This window comes from Bradyrhizobium sp. WBOS07 (genome assembly GCF_024585165.1).
Lineage (GTDB): Bacteria > Pseudomonadota > Alphaproteobacteria > Rhizobiales > Xanthobacteraceae > Bradyrhizobium > Bradyrhizobium japonicum_B.
The window spans coordinates 6,213,902-6,232,160 of sequence record NZ_CP029008.1 but is presented as its reverse complement, the minus strand read 5'-3'; the positions used below and the strand labels follow the sequence as shown (position 1 = coordinate 6,232,160).

Here is an 18,259-nt window from a genome sequence, read left to right as displayed (position 1 = left end):
CAGAGAGCGTCACGCGAGGCGCAGGGGGAAACACATCCATGCTGCAGACACGGTTCACCAAACTCGTCGGGGTCGAGCACCCGATCGTCCAGGGCGGCATGCAATGGGTCGGCCGCGCCGAGCTGGTCGCCGCCGTCGCCAATGCCGGCGCGCTCGGCTTCATCACGGCGCTGACCCAGCCGACGCCGGAGGATCTCGCCAAGGAGATCGCGCGCTGCCGCGACCTCACCGACAAGCCGTTCGGCGTCAACCTCACCATCCTGCCCGCGATCAAGCCGCCGCCCTATGCCGAATACCGCGCCGCCATCATCGAAGCCGGCATCAAGGTGGTCGAGACCGCCGGCAACAAGCCGCAGGAGCATGTCGACGAGTTCAAGAAGCATGGCGTCAAGGTCGTGCACAAATGCACGAGCGTGCGCCACGCGCTCTCGGCCGAGCGCATGGGCGTCGACGCCATCTCGATCGACGGCTTCGAATGCGCCGGCCATCCCGGCGAGGACGACACGCCCGGCCTGATCCTGATCCCGGCCGCCGCCAACAAGGTCAAGATCCCGATGATCGCTTCGGGCGGCTTTGCCGATGCCCGCGGCCTCGTCGCGGCGCTGGCGCTGGGCGCCGACGGCATCAACATGGGCACCCGCTTCATGGCGACCAAGGAGAGCCCGATCCACCAGCTCATCAAGGAGAGGATCGTCGCCAATGACGAACGCGAGACCGAGCTGATCTTCCGCACCATGCGCAACACCTCGCGCGTCGCCAAGAACGCGATCTCGACCAAGGTCGTCGCGATGGAGAAGGAAGGCGCCAGGTTCGAGGACATCCGCGAGCTCGTCGCGGGCGCCCGCGGCAAGATGGTCTACGCCACAGGCAATTCCGACGAAGGCATCTGGTCGGCTGGCCAGGTCCAGGGCCTGATCCAGGACATCCCGAGCTGCGCCGAGCTCGTCTCCCGCATCGTGCGCGAGGCGGAAGCGATCATTCGCGGCCGGCTGGAGGGAATGATCGTTGAGCCGCAACGCGAGGCGGCGGAATAGTCACCGCAAGAGGCGAGAGCAATTCATGAAGGCTTATGTCTACGGCCCTGACGGCGCTCGGATCTCCGACGTCGCTCAACCCAAGCCCAAGGGCACGCAGGTGCTCGTCAAGGTCCGCGCTTGCGGGCTCAACCGCGCCGACACCGGCATGCGCAGGGGTCACGCCCATGGCGCGGCTGGCGGTGTCGGCACCGTACTCGGCATGGAATGGGCCGGCGAGGTCGCCGAGCTCGGACCCAATGCGAAGGGCGTCAAGATCGGCGACCGCGTCATGGGCTCGGGCAGCGCCGCCTTCGCCGAATACACGCTGGCCGATCACGGCCGGCTGTTCCACGCGCCCTCGAACATGAATTTCGAGGAGGCCGCCACGCTCCCGGTGGCCCTCGCGACCATGCACAACGCCGTCGTCACTGTCGGCGGCGTGCAGCCAGGCCAGAGCGTACTGATCCAGGGTGCGAGCTCCGGCGTCGGCCTGATGGCAATGCAGATCGCCAGGCTCAAGGACGCCAAGCTCGTGATCGGCTCCTCCACCGATGCCACCCGCCGTGGCCGGCTGAAGGAGTACGGCGCCGATCTCGCGGTCGACAGCTCCGATCCGAAGTGGGTCGACGATGTCCTGAAGGCGACGGGCGGCGAAGGCGTCGATCTCATCGTCGACCAGGTCTCGGGCAAGGTCGCCAATCAGAACCTCGCCGCGACCAAGGTCAAGGGCCGCATCGTCAATGTCGGCCGACTCGGCGGCACCCATGCCGATTTCAACTTCGACCTGCATGCGGCGCGCCGGATCGACTATGTCGGCGTCACCTTCCGGACCCGCACCATCGAGGAGGTCCGCGAGATTTTCGAGGAGGTCCGCAACGACATCTGGGGCGCGGTGGAGTCGCGAAAGCTGCAGCTGCCGATCGACAGGGTGTTTTCGTTCGACGACATCGACCAGGCGTTCGGGCACATGGAGGCGAACAAGCATCTCGGGAAGATCGTGGTGACGGTGCCGTAGCCGTCGATCCAGCCTCGGTCTCGTAGGGTGGGCAAAGGCGCATTTGCGCCGTGCCCACCACCTCTCTCGGTCGCGAAGGATACGTGGGCACGCTTCGCTTTGCCCACCCTACAGGGCGGTGCACGAGTTGGATCGCTCCTGCAACTCACTTGCGACTACTTCTGTGGATCGCCGCTTGATGTTCACCCCCGCCCTGCTAAATCCCCCGCCATGACCTCCCAGCACGACAAGACCTCGGTCGCCGCGATCTCGATCTTCGCCAGCGGCGGCATGGCGGCGGCCAAGTTCGCGGTCGGGATCGCGATCGGCTCGCTCGCCCTGATCTCCGAGGCCCTGCACTCCTCGATCGACCTGGTCGCGACCATCATCACCTGGGCGGTGGTGCGGGTGTCCGACAAGCCCGCGGACGAGGAGCACCATTACGGCCACGGCAAGCTGGAGAGCATCTCGGCGCTGGGCGTCACCGCCCTGCTCTACGTGCTCGCCGGCGGCATCCTGGTCGAGGCATATAGCCGGCTGAGCGAGGGGACCCCGCCGCCGACCATTTCGGCCGTGCCCTTCGTCGTGCTGGTGATCGACATCATCGTCAATCTCTGGCGCGCCCGCGCCCTGCACCGCGCCGCGCGCGAGACGCGGAGCCAGGCGCTGGCCGCCGACGCACTGCATTTCGCCTCCGACGTGATGGGCTCGTTCGCCGTGATCGTAGGCCTGATCCTCGCCGGCCTCGGCTTCTGGTGGGGCGACGCTGCGGCGGCTGCGGCGGTCGCCGTGATGATCGCAGCGCTCGGCCTGCGCATGGCCGGCTCGACGGTGCAGACGCTGGTCGACCGGGCCCCCGAGGGCGCGCAGGAGAAGGCCACGGCCGCGATCCGCAGCGTGCCGGGAGTGATCGACGTCGAGCGCTTGCGCGTGCGCATGGTCGGGGCGACCACCTTCATCGACACCATTGCAAAGGTCCCGAGAACCTATCCGATCGACCGGGTCGAGGAGATCAAGCGCAAGGCGCATGCCGCCGTCGACCAGGCATTCGGGGATGCCGACCTTTCCTTCACCCCCGTCCCGGTCGCGCGCGACAACGAGACCGTGCGTGACCGCATCATGGTGATCGCGCGCAATTCGGGCCTCGCGGTCCACCATGTCACGGTGCACGATCTGGGTACGATCAAAGATTCGGCCAAGCTGATCGTCAGCATCGACCTCGAGGTCGATGGCGGGATGCACTTGGAGGCCGCCCACGAGATCGCCAACACGCTGGAGCGCAATATCCAGGAGGAGTTCGGCGAGGACGTCGAGGTCGACGTCCATATCGAGCCATTGGAACCGGAACTTCCGTTCGGGGTCGACGCCACACCGGAGAGGGTGCGGACGATCGCCGCCGCGCTGGCGGAATTTGCCGGCGGCGGCGAGATCCACGACATCCACAATGTCCGGGTCCGCAACACCGATGCGGGCGAGATCGTCAACTTCCACTGCCGCGCGACACCGTCGATGAGCGTGACCAAGGTGCACGAGCATGTCGACGCGATCGAGCGCGCGCTGCGGCGCGCGTTCCCGAGCGTGAAGCGCGTGATCAGTCACGCCGAACCGCCGCGCGCGTGACGAGGCAAACGAGACGAACAGGGCGCGAAGAGTCACACGTTCTCGTTTCGGACTCCTTCCGCCCGTGACTTTGCGGAACGCGGCGCACAAACTGCGCATTGGATAAGAATAATTTCGCGTTAACGATTCGTTGACTCTCGACAGCCCGCGAAAACTGGATTCAAATCGCTGTGATTCGGAAGCGATGTGGGGCTGCTTCCGGACTTCAGTTGCAAGCTGGTTTTCAGGGGGCCGAAGGCATGTCGCGTGCAGACGCCGCGAACGCGTGCGTCCAATCCGATTCGATCAAGGGATTGGCGCAATCGATCGCGAAACCTGCCTATCATCGGCTCTTGATCGCTGAGCCGGCGCTTCGTCGCGCCGTGCCGACGCTCATCATCGCCTTCCTGATCACGATCTGCCTCGGCGCATTCGTCCAGGTGGTCGACCAGACCCGTCAGAAGCGGCTGGTGATCCGCCACGACATCTCGGCGCTCGCCGATCTCTTGGCCGACCGGATCGACCGCCTCACCTCGGTGCGGCAGGAGCGTCTCAAGAACATCGAAAGCCTGCCGACGCTGCTGCCGGACCTGATCCCGTCCTGGGGCATGGCCTCGGGCCGCCACGTCATCGTCACCTCGGCCGGGATCGACCGCCGCGTCCTCGCCCGCGTCCCGGTCGACAGCGATCCTTCCGGCAACGACCGCCTGCTCGACGCCATCACGACGGCACAATTGCTCGCGGCGCCGACCCGCGACGGCAACATCTCCGACATGACGCTGCCGAGCGGCAATGCCGCGATGGCGACCTCGCGGCAGATCAAGTCGCTGCCCGGCTTCGTCACCGTGATCCAGGAGCGCAACGAGCCGATCTGGGGCTCGGACGCCGCGCTCTCGGTGACGCTGTCGGCGACCACGGGATTCGTCGTCCTGATCCTCGGCTTCGCCTTCCACTGGCAGTCCACCCGCGCCCGCGAGGGCGACCTCATCAACGACGCCGTGCGCGGCCGCATCGACACCGCGCTCAACCGCGGCCGCTGCGGCCTCTGGGACTGGGACCTGTCGCGCGGCCGGATCTTCTGGTCGCAGTCGATGTTCTCGATGCTCGGCCTCGACGGCCGCCACGAGCTGCTCACTTTCGGCGAAGTCAACGCGCTGGTGAAGTCCGACGACATCGACCTGTTCGCGATCGCCGATCAGCTCATCTCGGAGAAGATCGACCACATCGACCAGACCTTCCGCATGCAGCACGTCGACGGCCACTGGATCTGGCTCCGCGTCCGCTGCGAGAAGACCCGTGGCGCCACCGATTCCAGCGTGCACCTGATCGGCATCGCCGTCGACATCACCGAGCAGAAGAGCCTCGCCGAGAGGACGGTAGAAGCCGACCTTCGCCTGCGCGACGCCATCGAGACGATTCCGGAAGCCTTCGTGCTGTGGGATGCGAGCGACCGCCTCGTGCTCTGCAACTCGCACTTCCAGCGCCTGCACAAGCTGCCCGAGACCGCCGTCATCCCCGGCACCTCCTACGAGACCGTACTCGAGGTCGGCCGCATGCGGGAGGTGCGGACCCGCCACAACGAGACCGTCGCCCAAGGCCCGGGCGCGCGCACCTTCGAGGCGCAGCTCGACGACGGCAGCTGGCTCCACATCAGCGAGCGCCGCACCAAGGACGGCGGCTACGTCTCGGTCGGCACCGACATCACCCGCATCAAGGAACACGAGCAGAAGCTGGTCGACAACGATCTGCGCCTGCGCGCCACCGTCATCGACCTGAAGCGCTCGCAGGCGGCGCTGGAGCGCCAGGCCGTCGAGCTCGCCGATCTCGCCGAGAAGTACCAGCGCGAGAAGACCCGCGCCGAGGAGGCCAACCAGACCAAGTCGAAATTCCTCGCCAATATGAGCCACGAGCTGCGCACGCCGCTCAACGCCATCATCGGCTTCTCCGAGATCATGGGCTCGGGCATGTTCGGCGACCTCGGCAGCGAAAAGTACCAGGAATATTGCCAGGACATCCTGACCAGCGGCCATTACCTGCTCGAGGTCATCAACGACATCCTCGACATGTCCAAGATCGAGGCCGGCCGCATGAAGCTCGACCTGGAACAGCTCGACCTGTCGCGGACGCTGGCGGAATCTCTGCGGGTCGTCACCGGCCGGGCCCAGGACAAGCACATTACGCTCGACGCCGACATCGGAAAATCGATCTCCGTCGTCGCCGACCGCCGCGCCACCAAGCAGATCATCGTCAACCTGCTCTCCAATGCGGTGAAGTTCACGCCCGACGGCGGCCGCGTCGTGGTGCGCAGCCGTCAGCTCGAGGACCGGATCGTGCTGATGATCGCCGACACCGGCATCGGCATCGCGCCGCACTCGCTGGCGCGGCTTGGCCGCCCCTTCGAGCAGGTGGAAAGCCAGCTCACCAAGACTTATCACGGCTCGGGCCTCGGCCTCGCCATCGCCCGCTCGCTGGCGCAGCTCCACGGCGGCTCGATGCGGCTGCGCTCCAAGATCGAGGTCGGCACCGTCGTCCGCGTCACCCTGCCGCGCGACGCGATCAAGGCGGCGTCGGGGATTTCGGCCGCGGCTTAACGCACGGCGGGACGCTCGCCTGCGGCCATTCTTCGAGACGCCCGCCTCCGGCGGGCCCTCAGGATGAGGTCTGCGTACGCGGCAGCAGCTTCAGCAAACACCGATGCAAGGGAGCCTCATCCTGAGGAGCCCGCGAAGCGGGCGTCTCGAAGGACGAGGCGCTTGCTCGAATCTACAATTGCAGCGTCGGCGCGACTTCGCGCGCGACGTTGACCAGCGCCGCGATCAGCGGCGTCATCGGGTCGCGCTGCGGGATCACCATGCCGATGCTGTAATTGACATCGGGCTCGACGATCGGGATCGAGCGCACCGTGTCGGAAAGACCGAGCGTCTCGGCAAGCTTGGCCGGCATCACGCTCGCCCAGCGTCCCGTCTTGACATGCGTGAACAGGACCAGCAGCGAGTTCGAGGTCAGTGTCGGCGTCGCCTCCGCGCCGACCGAGCGCAGCGCGCGGTCGATGATGCGGCGGTTCTGCATGTCGGGCGTCAGCAGGCATAGCGGCACCTGCCCGACCTCGGTCCAGGTCACCGTTTCGCGATCACCGAACATCGCGTCCGGCGCGGTGAGCAGGCGATAGCTCTCGTTGTAGAGCGGAATGGTCCGCACCTTGCCGATCGGCTCGTTCTCGATATAGGTCAGCCCGGCATCGACCTCGAGATTTTCGAGCAGCCCCAGCACCTCCGACGAGGTCGTCGAGCGGATGCTGAAGCGCACCTCGGGGTGCCGGGCGCGAAACGGCGTCGTCAGCGACGCCACCATGCCGAGCACGGTCGGGATCGCCGCGATGCGGATCTCGCCGGAGAGCTGATGCTTCAGTCCGTTGATCTCGTCGCGCATCGCGCGGGCATCGCCCACGATCCGCCGCGCCCAGTCGAGCGCCCGCTCGCCTTCGGGCGTAAAGCCCTGAAAGCGCGACCCGCGCTGGACCAGCATCACGCCGAGGATCTCCTCGAGCTGCTTGAGCCCGGTCGACATCGTCGGTTGCGTGACGCCGCAGACCTCCGCCGCACGTCCGAAATGCCGCTCCTTCGCCAGCGCCAGCAATAGTTCAAGCTTGTCGATCAACCGGTCGTCCTCGAGTTCTGTCGTGGCATGCAAGCTAGCACGCCTGCCTCCTCACAACACACAAAAACCGGCCGGCGGAACGACCTTAATTGCCGTTTCGGATCGACCGATAGCATTTGCAAATCGATCCGAATCCGCAATCGCAGCATGGGACAGCTTTATTGATCTTCGAATGATTCCAACTAGTTTGCGCGGAAGGAAACGCTCAGGTTGAGAATGAAGAATGACAGCGGTTTTTGAGCCTTGGAACGAGACGCGAGGCGGCGAAATCATCGCCGAGCATGCCAACCAGGAAGGCGCGACGCTGGTCATCCTGCATGCGCTGCAGGAGGCGTTCGGCCATGTGCCGCAGGCCGCCATCCCCATGGTGGCGCAGGCGCTCAACCTGTCGCGCGCCGAGGTGCATGGCGTGTTCACGTTCTATCATGATTTCCGCCACAAGCCGGCCGGCCGCCATGTGCTGAAGCTGTGCCGTGCGGAGGCCTGCCAGGCCGCCGGCGGCGATGCGCTGGCGGCACGCGCCGAGGCGAAGCTCGGCGTGTCGCTCGGCAGCACCACGCCCGACGATCGCGTCACGCTGGAGCCGATCTACTGCCTCGGCCTGTGCGCGACCGCACCGTCCGCGATGCTCGACGGCCGCCTGATCGGCCGGCTCGATCAGAACCGTCTCGATGCGCTGGTTGCGGAGGCGCAGCGATGAGCGTGCGTTTGTTCGTCTCACGCGACGCCGGCGCTATCGCCGTCGGCGCCGACGAGGTTGCCCTGGCGCTGGAGCAGGCGGCAGCCGAGCGCGGCGTGGCGATCGAGATCGTCAGGACCGGCTCGCGCGGGATGTACTGGCTGGAGCCGCTGGTCGAGGTGGCGACGCCGCAAGGCCGCATCGCCTTCGGTCCGGTGACGGAAGCCGATGTGCCCTCGCTGTTCGACGCGCTCGCCGGCAACACGCCGCATCTGTTGCGGCTGGGGGCAACCGACGAGATCCCCTGGCTGAAGCGCCAGACCCGCCTCACCTTCGCCCGCTGCGGCGTGATCGATCCGCGCTCGCTCGATGACTACCGCGCCCATGGCGGCTACAAGGGGTTTGAGCGCGCGCTCTCGCTCGGACCCGATGCCATCCTCAACGAAGTCACCGCGTCGGGCCTGCGCGGCCGCGGCGGCGCGGGCTTCCCGACCGGCATCAAGTGGAAGACCGTCGCCCAGGCCAGGGCCGACCGCAAGTTCATCGTCTGCAACGCCGACGAGGGCGACAGCGGCACCTTCGCCGACCGCATGATCATGGAAGGCGATCCGTTCCTGGTGATCGAGGGCATGACCATCGCCGGTCTCACCGTCGGCGCGACCAAGGGCTACATCTATATCCGCAGCGAATATCCGCACGCGGTCGAGGCGATGAACGCGGCCATCGTCGCGGCCAGGCGCGGCGGCTATCTTGGCGGCGGGATCGGCGGCTCCACCCACAGCTTCGATCTCGAAGTCCGCGTCGGGGCCGGCGCCTATGTCTGCGGCGAGGAGACCTCGCTGCTGGAGAGCCTCGAAGGCCGCCGCGGCATCGTGCGTGCCAAGCCGCCGCTGCCGGCGCATCACGGCCTGTTCGGCAAGCCGACCGTCATCAACAACGTGCTGTCGTTCGCGGCTGTTCCCTTCGTGCTCGCCGAAGGCGCCAAGGCCTATGCGGATTTCGGCATGGGCCGTTCGCGCGGCACGATGCCGATCCAGCTCGCCGGCAACATCCGCCACGGCGGGTTGTTCGAGACGGCGTTCGGCGTGACGCTCGGCGAGCTCGTCGACGATATCGGCGGCGGCACATTCACGGGCCGCCCGGTTCGCGCCGTGCAGGTCGGCGGGCCGCTCGGCGCCTATTTCCCCCGTGCGCTGTTCGACACGCCGTTCGACTACGAGGCCTTTGCCGCTCGCGACGGCCTGATCGGCCATGGCGGCATCGTCGTGTTCGACGACAGCGTCGACATGCGCCGGCAGGCGCGCTTCGCCATGGAGTTCTGCGCGATCGAATCCTGCGGCAAGTGCACGCCGTGCCGGATCGGATCGACCCGCGGCGTCGAGACCATCGAGAAGATCATCAACGGCGAACGCGTCAGCGAAAACATCGCGCTCGTGGAAGACCTCTGCAACACCATGAAATTCGGCTCGCTCTGCGCACTCGGCGGCTTCACGCCCTACCCCGTGCTCAGTGCCTTGAAGCATTTCCGGGAGGATTTCGTCCCCTCCCCGGCCACGCTTCAGGCCGCGGAATAGGAGAACGATGATGTCTCTGATCGAAGAAATCGACTACGGCACGCCGGCTTCCAAATCGGAAACGATGGTGACGCTGACCATCGACGGCAACGAGGTCACGGTGCCCGAGGGCACATCGATCATGCGCGCCGCGATGGATGCCGGCCACCAGATCCCGAAGCTCTGCGCCACCGACATGGTCGACGCATTCGGCTCCTGCCGGCTCTGCCTGGTCGAGATCGAGGGCCGCGCCGGCACGCCGGCCTCCTGCACCACGCCTGTCATGAACGGCCTCGTCGTGCACACCCAGACCGAGCGGCTGAAGAAGCTGCGCAAGGGCGTGATGGAGCTCTACATCTCAGACCATCCGCTCGACTGCCTGACCTGCGGCGCCAACGGCGATTGTGAATTGCAGGACATGGCCGGCGCCGTCGGCCTGCGCGACGTGCGCTACGGCTATGAGGGCGAGAACCACGTCTTCGCCAAATCCCATGGCTGCGACAACGACCATTGGATGCCGAAGGACGAGTCCAACCCGTACTTCACCTACGATCCCTCCAAGTGCATCGTCTGCTCGCGCTGCGTCCGCGCCTGCGAGGAGGTGCAAGGCACGTTCGCGCTGACCATCTCCGGCCGCGGCTTCGACAGCCGCGTCTCCCCCGGCATGAGCGAAAGCTTCCTCGGTTCGGAATGCGTCTCCTGCGGCGCCTGTGTGCAGGCCTGCCCGACCGCGACGCTGACCGAGAAGTCCGTGATCGAGATCGGCCAACCCGAGCACTCCGTCGTCACCACCTGCGCCTATTGCGGCGTCGGCTGTGCCTTCAAGGCCGAGATGCGCGGCGAGGAAGTCGTGCGCATGGTGCCGTACAAGGATGGCAAGGCCAATCGCGGCCATTCCTGCGTCAAGGGCCGCTTCGCCTGGGGCTACACTAACCACAAGGAACGCATCCTGAAACCGATGATCCGCGAGCGGATCGAGGAGCCCTGGCGCGAAGTGTCCTGGGACGAGGCGTTCTCGTTCGCCGCCGCCAGGATGCGCGGCATCCAGAAGAAATACGGCCGCGACGCCATCGGCGGCATCACCTCGTCCCGCTGCACCAACGAAGAGACCTATCTGGTGCAGAAGTTGATCCGCGCCGGCTTCGGCAACAACAATGTCGACACCTGCGCCCGCGTCTGCCACTCCCCGACCGGATACGGCCTTGCCACCACCTTCGGCACCTCCGCTGGCACCCAGGACTTCGACTCCGTCGAGCACACCGACGTCGTCGTCGTCATCGGCGCCAACCCCGCCTCCGCCCATCCTGTGTTCGCCTCGCGCCTGAAGAAGCGGCTGCGCCAGGGCGCCAAGCTGATCGTGATCGATCCGCGCCGCACCGAGATGGTGGAATCACCGCACGTGAAGGCGCTGCACCTGCCCCTGATGCCCGGCACCAACGTCGCGGTCATGACGGCGATCGCGCACGTCATCGTCACCGAGGGCCTTGTCAACGAAGCCTTCGTGCGCGAGCGCTGCGACTGGAGCGAGTTCGAGGAATGGGCGGCCTTCGTCGCCCAGCCCAAGAACAGCCCGGAAGCCACCGCCATCCTCACCGGCGTCGATCCGAAGGACCTGCGCGAGGCCGCCCGCACCTACGCCACCGGCGGCAACGGCGCGATCTATTACGGGCTCGGCGTCACCGAGCACAGCCAGGGCTCGACCACCGTGATCGCGATCGCCAACCTCGCGATGGCCACAGGCAATATCGGCCGACCGGGCGTCGGCGTGAACCCGTTGCGCGGCCAGAACAACGTGCAGGGCTCCTGCGACATGGGCTCGTTCCCGCACGAGCTGCCCGGCTACCGCCACATCTCCGGCGATGCCGTGCGCGACCAGTTCGAGGCGCTGTGGAACGTCAAGCTCAACCCCGAGCCGGGCCTGCGCATTCCCAACATGTTCGACGCCGCGGTCGAAGGCACCTTCATGGGGATCTACGTGCAGGGCGAGGACATCCTGCAGTCCGATCCCAACACCAGCCACGTGGTGGCGGCACTGTCGGCGATGGAATGCGTCATCGTTCACGACCTCTTCCTCAACGAGACCGCGAACTACGCCCACGTCTTCCTGCCCGGCTCGAGCTTCCTGGAGAAGGACGGCACCTTCACCAACGCCGAGCGCCGCATCCAGCGCGTGCGCAAGGTGATGACGCCGAAGAACGGCATGGCCGACTGGGAGGTCACGATCGGCCTTGCCAAGGCGATGGGCTTCGAGATGAAGTACAGCCACCCGTCCGAGATCATGGACGAGATCGCGGCGCTGACGCCGACCTTTGCCGGGGTCTCCTACGCCAAGTTAGATGAGCTCGGCTCGGTGCAATGGCCCTGCAACGAGAAGGCCCCCGAAGGCACGCCCGTGATGCATATCGACGGCTTCGTCCGCGGCAAAGGCAAGTTCGTCGTGACCGAATATGTCGCGACCGACGAGCGCACCGGCCCGCGCTATCCCCTGCTGCTCACCACGGGGCGCATCCTTAGCCAGTACAATGTCGGCGCGCAGACGCGGCGCACCGACAACGTGGTCTGGCATGCCGAGGATCGCCTCGAGATCCACCCGCACGATGCCGAGCAGCGCGGCGTGCGTGACGGCGACTGGGTCCGGCTGAAGAGCCGCGCCGGCGAGACCACGCTGCGCGCGGAGATCACCGATCGCGTGGCGCCCGGCGTCGTCTACACCACCTTCCACCATCCGGACACGCAGGCCAACGTCATCACGACGGATTATTCGGACTGGGCGACCAATTGTCCCGAATACAAAGTCACGGCGGTGCAGGTCTCACCCTCGAACGGCCCGTCCGACTGGCAGAAGGCCTATGACGCGCAGGCGCGGCAATCCCGCCGCATCGTGCCGGCCGAAGCGGCGGAGTGATTCGTATGCACGTCGCGGTTCAGGCGATCGATCGCGGAATCTGGCGCAACGGCGTGGCGTCCGAAGGAACGCGTTTCATTCCGGAGGAGACGCCGTTGGCGCTGACCTATAATGGCGGCACCTACGCCGTCATGATGGGGACGCCGCAGAACCTGGAAGATTTCGCGGTCGGCTTCAGTGTGAGCGAGGGCATCATCAAGTCGGTCGACGACATCAAGTCGCTCGACATCGTTCGCCTTGACGACGGCATCGAGCTCAGGATGTGGCTGGCACCGGATGAAGCTGCCCGCATCAGCGAGCGCCGTCGCCATGTCGCCGGGCCCACCGGCTGCGGCATCTGCGGCATCGAGTCCATCGCCGAAGCCGTGCGGCCCGCGGCGGTGGTGCCGCAAGGGCAGAGCTTCACGCCGGAACAGATCATGGCGGCGATGCAGGCCATCGCGCCCTTGCAATCGATCAACCTGCAGACCCGCGCCGTTCACGCCGCCGCGTTCTGGTCCCCTGCCGGCAGCATCGTCGCGCTGCGCGAGGACGTCGGCCGTCACAACGCGCTGGACAAGCTCGCCGGCGCACTGGCGCGTAGCCGCACCGATCCTCGCGGCGGCCTGGTACTGCTGACGAGCCGCGTCTCGGTCGAGATGGTGCAGAAGGCCGCCGCGATCGGCGCGCCGGTGATGGTCGCGGTCTCGGCACCGACTGCGCTCGCGGTGCGCTCGGCGGAAGCCGCCGGCATCACGCTGGTCGCGATCGCCCGGCAGGACGGGTTCGAGATATTCACGCACGGCAGCCGGATCGCCGCTCGCCATGCCACGGAGGTTGCCGATGTCGCTTGACCGCCTGATCTACATGGCCAACCAGATCGGCACGTTCTTCCGCAGCCAGGGCCACGGCAAGGCCGTGCCGGGGATTGCCGAGCACATCAAGAAGTTCTGGGACCCCCGGATGAAGCGCGCGATCTTCGCTCATCTCGACGCCGGCGGCGCGGGCTTGGAGCCCGACGTCCGCGAGGCGCTCATCTCGTTGCAGGCTGCGTCGCTTCCAGCAGCGCCCTGAACACGCGCCGCACCTCGCCCTGAGTCTCCTTCACGCGCGCCTCCAGCGACGAGAAATCCGGCGCATCGCCGGCGCGCGCCATCACGCGCTGCAGATCCGTGCCCGCGGTTTCGGGCTTGAAGCGGTCGCTGACGCACAGCCGCAGGATCTGAGTCAGGTCGTGATAGAGCCGCGCGGCGGCACGCAGGATCTCGGTCTCCGATTGCGGAAGGACGCCGAGCCGGCATGCGTTCTCCAGCACCTGCAGGGTGCTGACGTCCAGGATCTCCGGCTTGTCGTGCGCATGCACGAGCTGGAGATATTGCGCGATGAAGTCGATGTCGACCATGCCGCCGGCGGCATGCTTGAGATCCCAGCAATCGGCCTCGCCCTTCTCCTGGGCGATGGCGCGCCGCATGTCGGCGACGTCGTTGGCGGTGATGGCGGGATCGCGATGGCGGGTCAGGACGTCGCGGATGACGCGCTCGATGCGTTGGCGGAATTCGGGCGAAGCCGACACGACGCGGGCGCGCGTCAGGGCCATGTGCTCCCAGGTCCAGGCCTCGTTGGCCTGGTAATCCGCGAACGAGACCAGGCTCGAGGCCACAGGGCCGGCGCGCCCCGAGGGACGCAGCCGCATGTCGATCTCGTACAGCACGCCGTAATTGGTGCGCGTCGTGAGCGCGCTGATCAGGCGCTGGGTCAGCCGTGCAAAATAATGCGCACCCTGAAGCGATTTCGGCCCGTCGGAGTCGGGATGCTCGCTGTCGAAATCGTAGAGCAGGATCAGGTCGAGATCGGACGAGGCCGTCATCTCGCGGCTGCCGAGCCGCCCCATCGCGATGATCGCGGTCTCCTGGCCCTTGATGCGGCCGTGCTGGGCGGCGAAGCGGTCGGCAACGAGGCCGTGCACGGTATGGACGATGCCTTCGGCGACGTCGGCAAAGGCCGTGCTGGCCTGCTGCGCCGAGACGGTGCCGGAGAGAATTCGCGTGCCGATCAGGAACAGGCTCTCCTGTCCGAACAGGCGCAGGCGATCGAGAAACTCTTCATATGAGCCGGCATCCTGCACGGTCGCGGCCAACCGTCCCGACAATTCCTGGCGGTCCGGCATGGCGCCGAAGAAGCGCGGATCGATCAGGCCGTCCATCAGCTGCGGCTGCCGTGCCAGCATCTCCCCGAGCCGGGGTGCCGCGCCCAGCACCAGCGCCACCAGCGCGACGAGGTCGCGATTCTGGCCGAGCAGCGTGAACAGCCGGCCACCGCGCTGCAAGGCCCCCAGGAATTGATCGAAGGCGACGACGGCGCGGTCCGGCTCCTCGGCATGGGCAAGTCCGTCGATCAGGGCCGGCACGAATTCGACGAAGGCATTCCGCGTCGCCTCGTTGCGGAACACGCGATAGTCGCCGGTGACCCAGTCGCGCACGGTCTGCGCCAACGCGGCAGGCTTCTTGAAGCCGAGCGTCGCCAAGTGCTGGAGCAGGCGCGGATCGTCGGGACCGGCGCTGTAGTCGAGCGCCGGCAGACTGGCCGTGCCGGTCGGATCGTCGCCCTCGAACAGCTTCTCGTAGTGCCCCTGCACGATCTTGAGCTGCCGCAGCAGGTCGCCCGCAAAGGATTCGCGATCCGGATAGCCGAAGAAGCGCGCAAAGCGCTCGACCGCCTCCTTGTCTTCGGGCAGCGCATGGGTCTGCTCGTCGGCGATCATCTGGAGGCGATGCTCGACCCGGCGCAGGAATTCGTAGGCAATGGTCAGCTCGTCGCGCGCGGCCGGGGTGATCCAGTTGCTGGAAGCGAGAATGTCGAGCGCCCTCAGCGTCGGCCGAACCCGCAATTCCGGATGGCGGCCGCCGGCGATCAATTGCTGGGTCTGGGCGAAAAACTCGATCTCGCGGATGCCGCCGCGGCCGACCTTGACGTTGTGCCCCTCCACCGCGACCTCGCTCTGGCCGCGATAGGTCTGCATCTGCCGCTTCATGTCGTGGACGTCGGCGAGCGCGGCGAAGTCGAGATGCTTGCGCCAGACGAACGGCGCGATCTCGGCCAATAGCGCCTCGCCCGCCCGGGCATCGCCGGCGCAGGCACGCGCCTTGATCATCGCAGCGCGCTCCCAGGTGCGCCCTTCGCGCTCGTAATAGTTCAGCGCGGCGTCGCGCGAGATCGCCACCTGTGTCGAGGACGGATCAGGCCGCAGACGCAGGTCGACGCGAAACACATAGCCGTCATAGGTGCGCTGCTGCAGGATGCGCGCCATCCCCTGCGTGACCCGGACGAAGAACGGGTGCGGCTCGATGTCTGCCGCCAGCGTCGTCGCATCGGGATCGAAGAACACGATGAGATCGATGTCGCTGGAATAGTTCAGCTCGGCCGCGCCCATCTTGCCCATGGCGAGCACGATCAGCCCGCAGCCCTCTTCGGGCGCCTCGGGATTGGGCGGCGAGAGCTTGCCGCGTGCGGCTTCCTGCCGCAGCAGGTATTGCAGCGCCGCCTGCACCGAGGACACCGCGACATCGGTCAGCGCCGCCGTCACCCGCATCACCGGCCAGACCCCGCCGATGTCGCACAAGGCGGTCAGCAGCGCGGTCTCCGCTTTCATGCGGCGAAGCAGCCGCATCACCTCGGCCTCGTCCGCTGCCGCGAGCACCGCAGCCCTGGCGTCCGCGATGAGTTCCGCCAGATGCGCATCCGGATCGCATTCGAGCAGCCGGATCAGGCGCACCGCGTCGGCGCGCACCAGATCGAACAGATAGGGCGAGAATTCCGCAATACCGGCCAGGATGTCCTTCGCAAAGGGATGCGCCAGCAGCGCTTCGAGACGAGCCGATTGGGCCGGCTCGAGCTCGCTCAGCCAGCTTTCAAGACGTCGTTTGTCGGTTGTGGAAGCGGCAATATGGGGAGCTTCCGCGAAGCGCGCGGCCAGCCTCTCGCCATGCTTGTCCGCGTTTCCCGGCGCGGAGTGGTTCATGCCACCTTCTGTGGCACATCCGGCATTGGCGGAGCAACCCTGTCGCCGGCATCGGCCCGCGCGGGCAGTACCAGCGTGGCGACGAGGCCCGGCTGGGCGTCGCCCAGCCTCAACTCACCGCCATGCAATGTCGCAACCGCAGAAGCGAGGCTGAGGCCGAGCCCCGAGCCCGGCAGCGTGCGGCTCGCTTCCAGCCGCACGAATCGCTCGACGGCATGCTTGCGGTCGGCCTCGGGAATGCCGGGACCGCGATCGGTGACGCTGAGCAGCACCTGGTCGCCCTCGCGCCGAGCCTCGATCAGAATCGGCCGGGCGTCCATGCTGACCACGGTACCGCCGGTCTGCGCCACCGGCTTGCCGTATTTGATCGCGTTCTCGACCAGATTGGCGAGCGCCTGGCTGACCAATTCGCGGTTGGCGTGAACAGGCGTCGGCTCGGCCCTGACCTTCAAGGTCATGCCGTCGTCCTCGGCGAGCGGCTCGTAGAGCTCGTGGATGCCATTGGCAACCTCGGCCGCGTCGAAATCATCCATGTTGCCGCGCGCCTGCCCGGACTCGGCGCGCGCGATCATCAGCAGCGCGTTGAAGGTGCGGATCAGGCCGTCGGATTCCTCGATGGTGCGCTCCAGCGCCGCCCGGTAGTCGGCCTCGCCCTCCGAACGCGCCAGCGCCTCCTCGGCGCGGTTGCGCAGGCGCGTCAGCGGCGTCTTGAGATCATGGGCGATGTTGTCGGAGACCTCCTTCAGCCCCGCCATCAGCGCCTCGATCCGTTCCAGCATGGCGTTGAGGTTCTCGGCGAGGCGATCGAGCTCATCGCCGCTGCGCCCGACCGGCAGGCGCTCGCTGAGATCGCCGGTCATGATGCGCTGCGCGGTCCCGGTCATGGCGTCGATGCGCCGGAGCACGCGGCGCGCGACGAAGACGCCGCCGCCGAGACCGAGCACGACGACGATCAGGATCGACCATTGCGCGGCCTTGGCGACGATGCCGAACAGCCGTCGCCGCTCGGCGAGGTCGCGGCCGATCAGGAGGCGAAAGCCGTTCTCCAGTTCGGTGACGCGCACCAGCGCCCGATGGTCGCGGTCGTCGGCGTCCTCGAGGCGCCGGTAGCCGGTCTCCGACCAGCCACGCGTCGCCATCACGCCGGGCGCCAACGAGCCGACATTGCCGGCGATCGCCTGCCCGGTCGGCGTGGTCACGAGATAGAGGTTGGCGCCCGGCCGCAGCGCCCGGTACTCGATCGCGAGCACGAGGCCGCGCAGGCCGCGGCGGCCATAGATCTCGCTGATCTCCGAGGTCTCGGCATTGACGGTCTGCGTGATCTCCTCGGTGATCAGCCGCCGCGTATTCCAGGCGAAATAGGCCAGCAGCGAGGCCGCGAACATCGCGAATAGCAGCAGATAGACCAGCGTGAGCCGGAACGCCGTGGTGCGGACGAGTTTACCGAATGCCGTCACGGATCATGTGTCCAGTTTCAAGACCGGGCTTGCCATCACGAGCATCGTCACTTCTCGCATTTCCGCTTTGTTTGCAATAACATAGCTTCATACATTGTGGTCCCTGCCCACAGGTCCCTTGGGACGACTGATGCGCAAAGCCATCCGTGACGGCAGGTGATAAGCGGACGGGGAACGTTAAAGGGGCACTCGACCGGAACCAAGTTAATTCCCGGCAAGCTCGCGTCCATGGGATACTGGGGTAAGGCCTGGCTGGCCGGACGCCGGGGTAGTGATCGGCTGTGGGCCTTCCCTCCCGGCCACGCTGAGGAACATCAGTCGTTCCGGGCCAACGCCCTGTTGGCGCCATCAGCGCACTGCCGTCAAATCCGCCAACAAAGGGACGCGCGCCACCGGGGACGC

Annotated in this window: 12 protein-coding genes; 9 read left to right on the top strand and 3 right to left on the bottom strand. The window is 66.7% G+C overall.

Annotation, left to right across the window (positions count from 1 at the left end; genetic code table 11):
• The first annotated feature begins 38 nt into the window (after nt 1–38).
• The 4 genes from DCM79_RS29520 (at nt 39) to DCM79_RS29505 (ending at nt 6,200) form a co-directional block, all read left to right on the top strand.
• Nucleotides 39–1,034, top strand: coding sequence for a nitronate monooxygenase family protein (locus DCM79_RS29520; protein ID WP_257177567.1), 996 nt, complete (start codon nt 39–41; stop codon nt 1,032–1,034).
• A gap of 25 nt (nt 1,035–1,059) precedes the next feature.
• Nucleotides 1,060–2,031 carry a zinc-binding dehydrogenase gene (locus tag DCM79_RS29515; protein ID WP_257177566.1) on the top strand — a complete coding sequence of 324 codons (972 nt, stop codon included), beginning with the start codon at nt 1,060–1,062 and terminating at the stop codon, nt 2,029–2,031.
• 210 nt (nt 2,032–2,241) lie between these two features.
• Nucleotides 2,242–3,630, top strand: a complete 1,389-nt coding sequence (locus DCM79_RS29510) for a cation-efflux pump (RefSeq protein WP_257177565.1) — start codon at nt 2,242–2,244, stop codon at nt 3,628–3,630.
• Nucleotides 3,631–3,869: 239 nt separating this feature from the next.
• Nucleotides 3,870–6,200 (top strand): PAS domain-containing sensor histidine kinase, encoded by a 2,331-nt coding sequence (locus DCM79_RS29505; RefSeq protein WP_257177564.1) that lies wholly within the window; start codon nt 3,870–3,872, stop codon nt 6,198–6,200.
• Between the two features lie 172 nt (nt 6,201–6,372).
• Here DCM79_RS29505 and DCM79_RS29500 read toward each other — a convergent pair whose 3' ends face one another.
• Complete coding sequence (locus DCM79_RS29500; RefSeq protein WP_028135446.1) at nt 6,373–7,266, bottom strand: LysR family transcriptional regulator; 894 nt, start codon at nt 7,264–7,266, stop codon at nt 6,373–6,375.
• 223 nt (nt 7,267–7,489) lie between these two features.
• Between DCM79_RS29500 and DCM79_RS29495 the strand changes: the two genes are divergently transcribed.
• From DCM79_RS29495 to DCM79_RS29475, 5 genes are read left to right on the top strand one after another with little or no spacing between them, the layout of a single operon-like run.
• Nucleotides 7,490–7,966 carry a formate dehydrogenase subunit gamma gene (locus tag DCM79_RS29495; protein ID WP_257177563.1) on the top strand — a complete coding sequence of 159 codons (477 nt, stop codon included), beginning with the start codon at nt 7,490–7,492 and terminating at the stop codon, nt 7,964–7,966.
• Nucleotides 7,963–9,519, top strand: a complete 1,557-nt coding sequence (locus tag DCM79_RS29490; RefSeq protein ID WP_257177562.1) for an NADH-quinone oxidoreductase subunit NuoF — start codon at nt 7,963–7,965, stop codon at nt 9,517–9,519. The genes DCM79_RS29495 and DCM79_RS29490 overlap by 4 nt, the downstream gene beginning before the upstream one ends.
• 10 nt (nt 9,520–9,529) lie before the next feature.
• Nucleotides 9,530–12,403, top strand: a complete 2,874-nt coding sequence (fdhF, locus tag DCM79_RS29485; RefSeq protein WP_257180882.1) for a formate dehydrogenase subunit alpha — start codon at nt 9,530–9,532, stop codon at nt 12,401–12,403.
• Nucleotides 12,404–12,408: 5 nt separating this feature from the next.
• Nucleotides 12,409–13,236 (top strand): formate dehydrogenase accessory sulfurtransferase FdhD, encoded by an 828-nt coding sequence (gene fdhD, locus DCM79_RS29480; protein ID WP_257177561.1) that lies wholly within the window; start codon nt 12,409–12,411, stop codon nt 13,234–13,236.
• Complete coding sequence (locus DCM79_RS29475; RefSeq protein WP_257177560.1) at nt 13,226–13,456, top strand: formate dehydrogenase subunit delta; 231 nt, start codon at nt 13,226–13,228, stop codon at nt 13,454–13,456. The genes fdhD and DCM79_RS29475 overlap by 11 nt, the downstream gene beginning before the upstream one ends.
• Here DCM79_RS29475 and DCM79_RS29470 read toward each other — a convergent pair.
• Together DCM79_RS29470 and DCM79_RS29465 are read right to left on the bottom strand one after the other, a co-directional pair.
• Nucleotides 13,416–16,400 carry a bifunctional [glutamine synthetase] adenylyltransferase/[glutamine synthetase]-adenylyl-L-tyrosine phosphorylase gene (locus DCM79_RS29470; protein ID WP_257177559.1) on the bottom strand — a complete coding sequence of 995 codons (2,985 nt, stop codon included), beginning with the start codon at nt 16,398–16,400 and terminating at the stop codon, nt 13,416–13,418. The genes DCM79_RS29475 and DCM79_RS29470 overlap by 41 nt on opposite strands.
• On the bottom strand, nt 16,397–17,857 hold the full coding sequence (locus DCM79_RS29465; protein WP_257177558.1) for a HAMP domain-containing sensor histidine kinase: 1,461 nt from the start codon (nt 17,855–17,857) through the stop codon (nt 16,397–16,399). The genes DCM79_RS29470 and DCM79_RS29465 overlap by 4 nt, the downstream gene beginning before the upstream one ends.
• Nucleotides 17,858–18,259 lie beyond the last annotated feature (402 nt).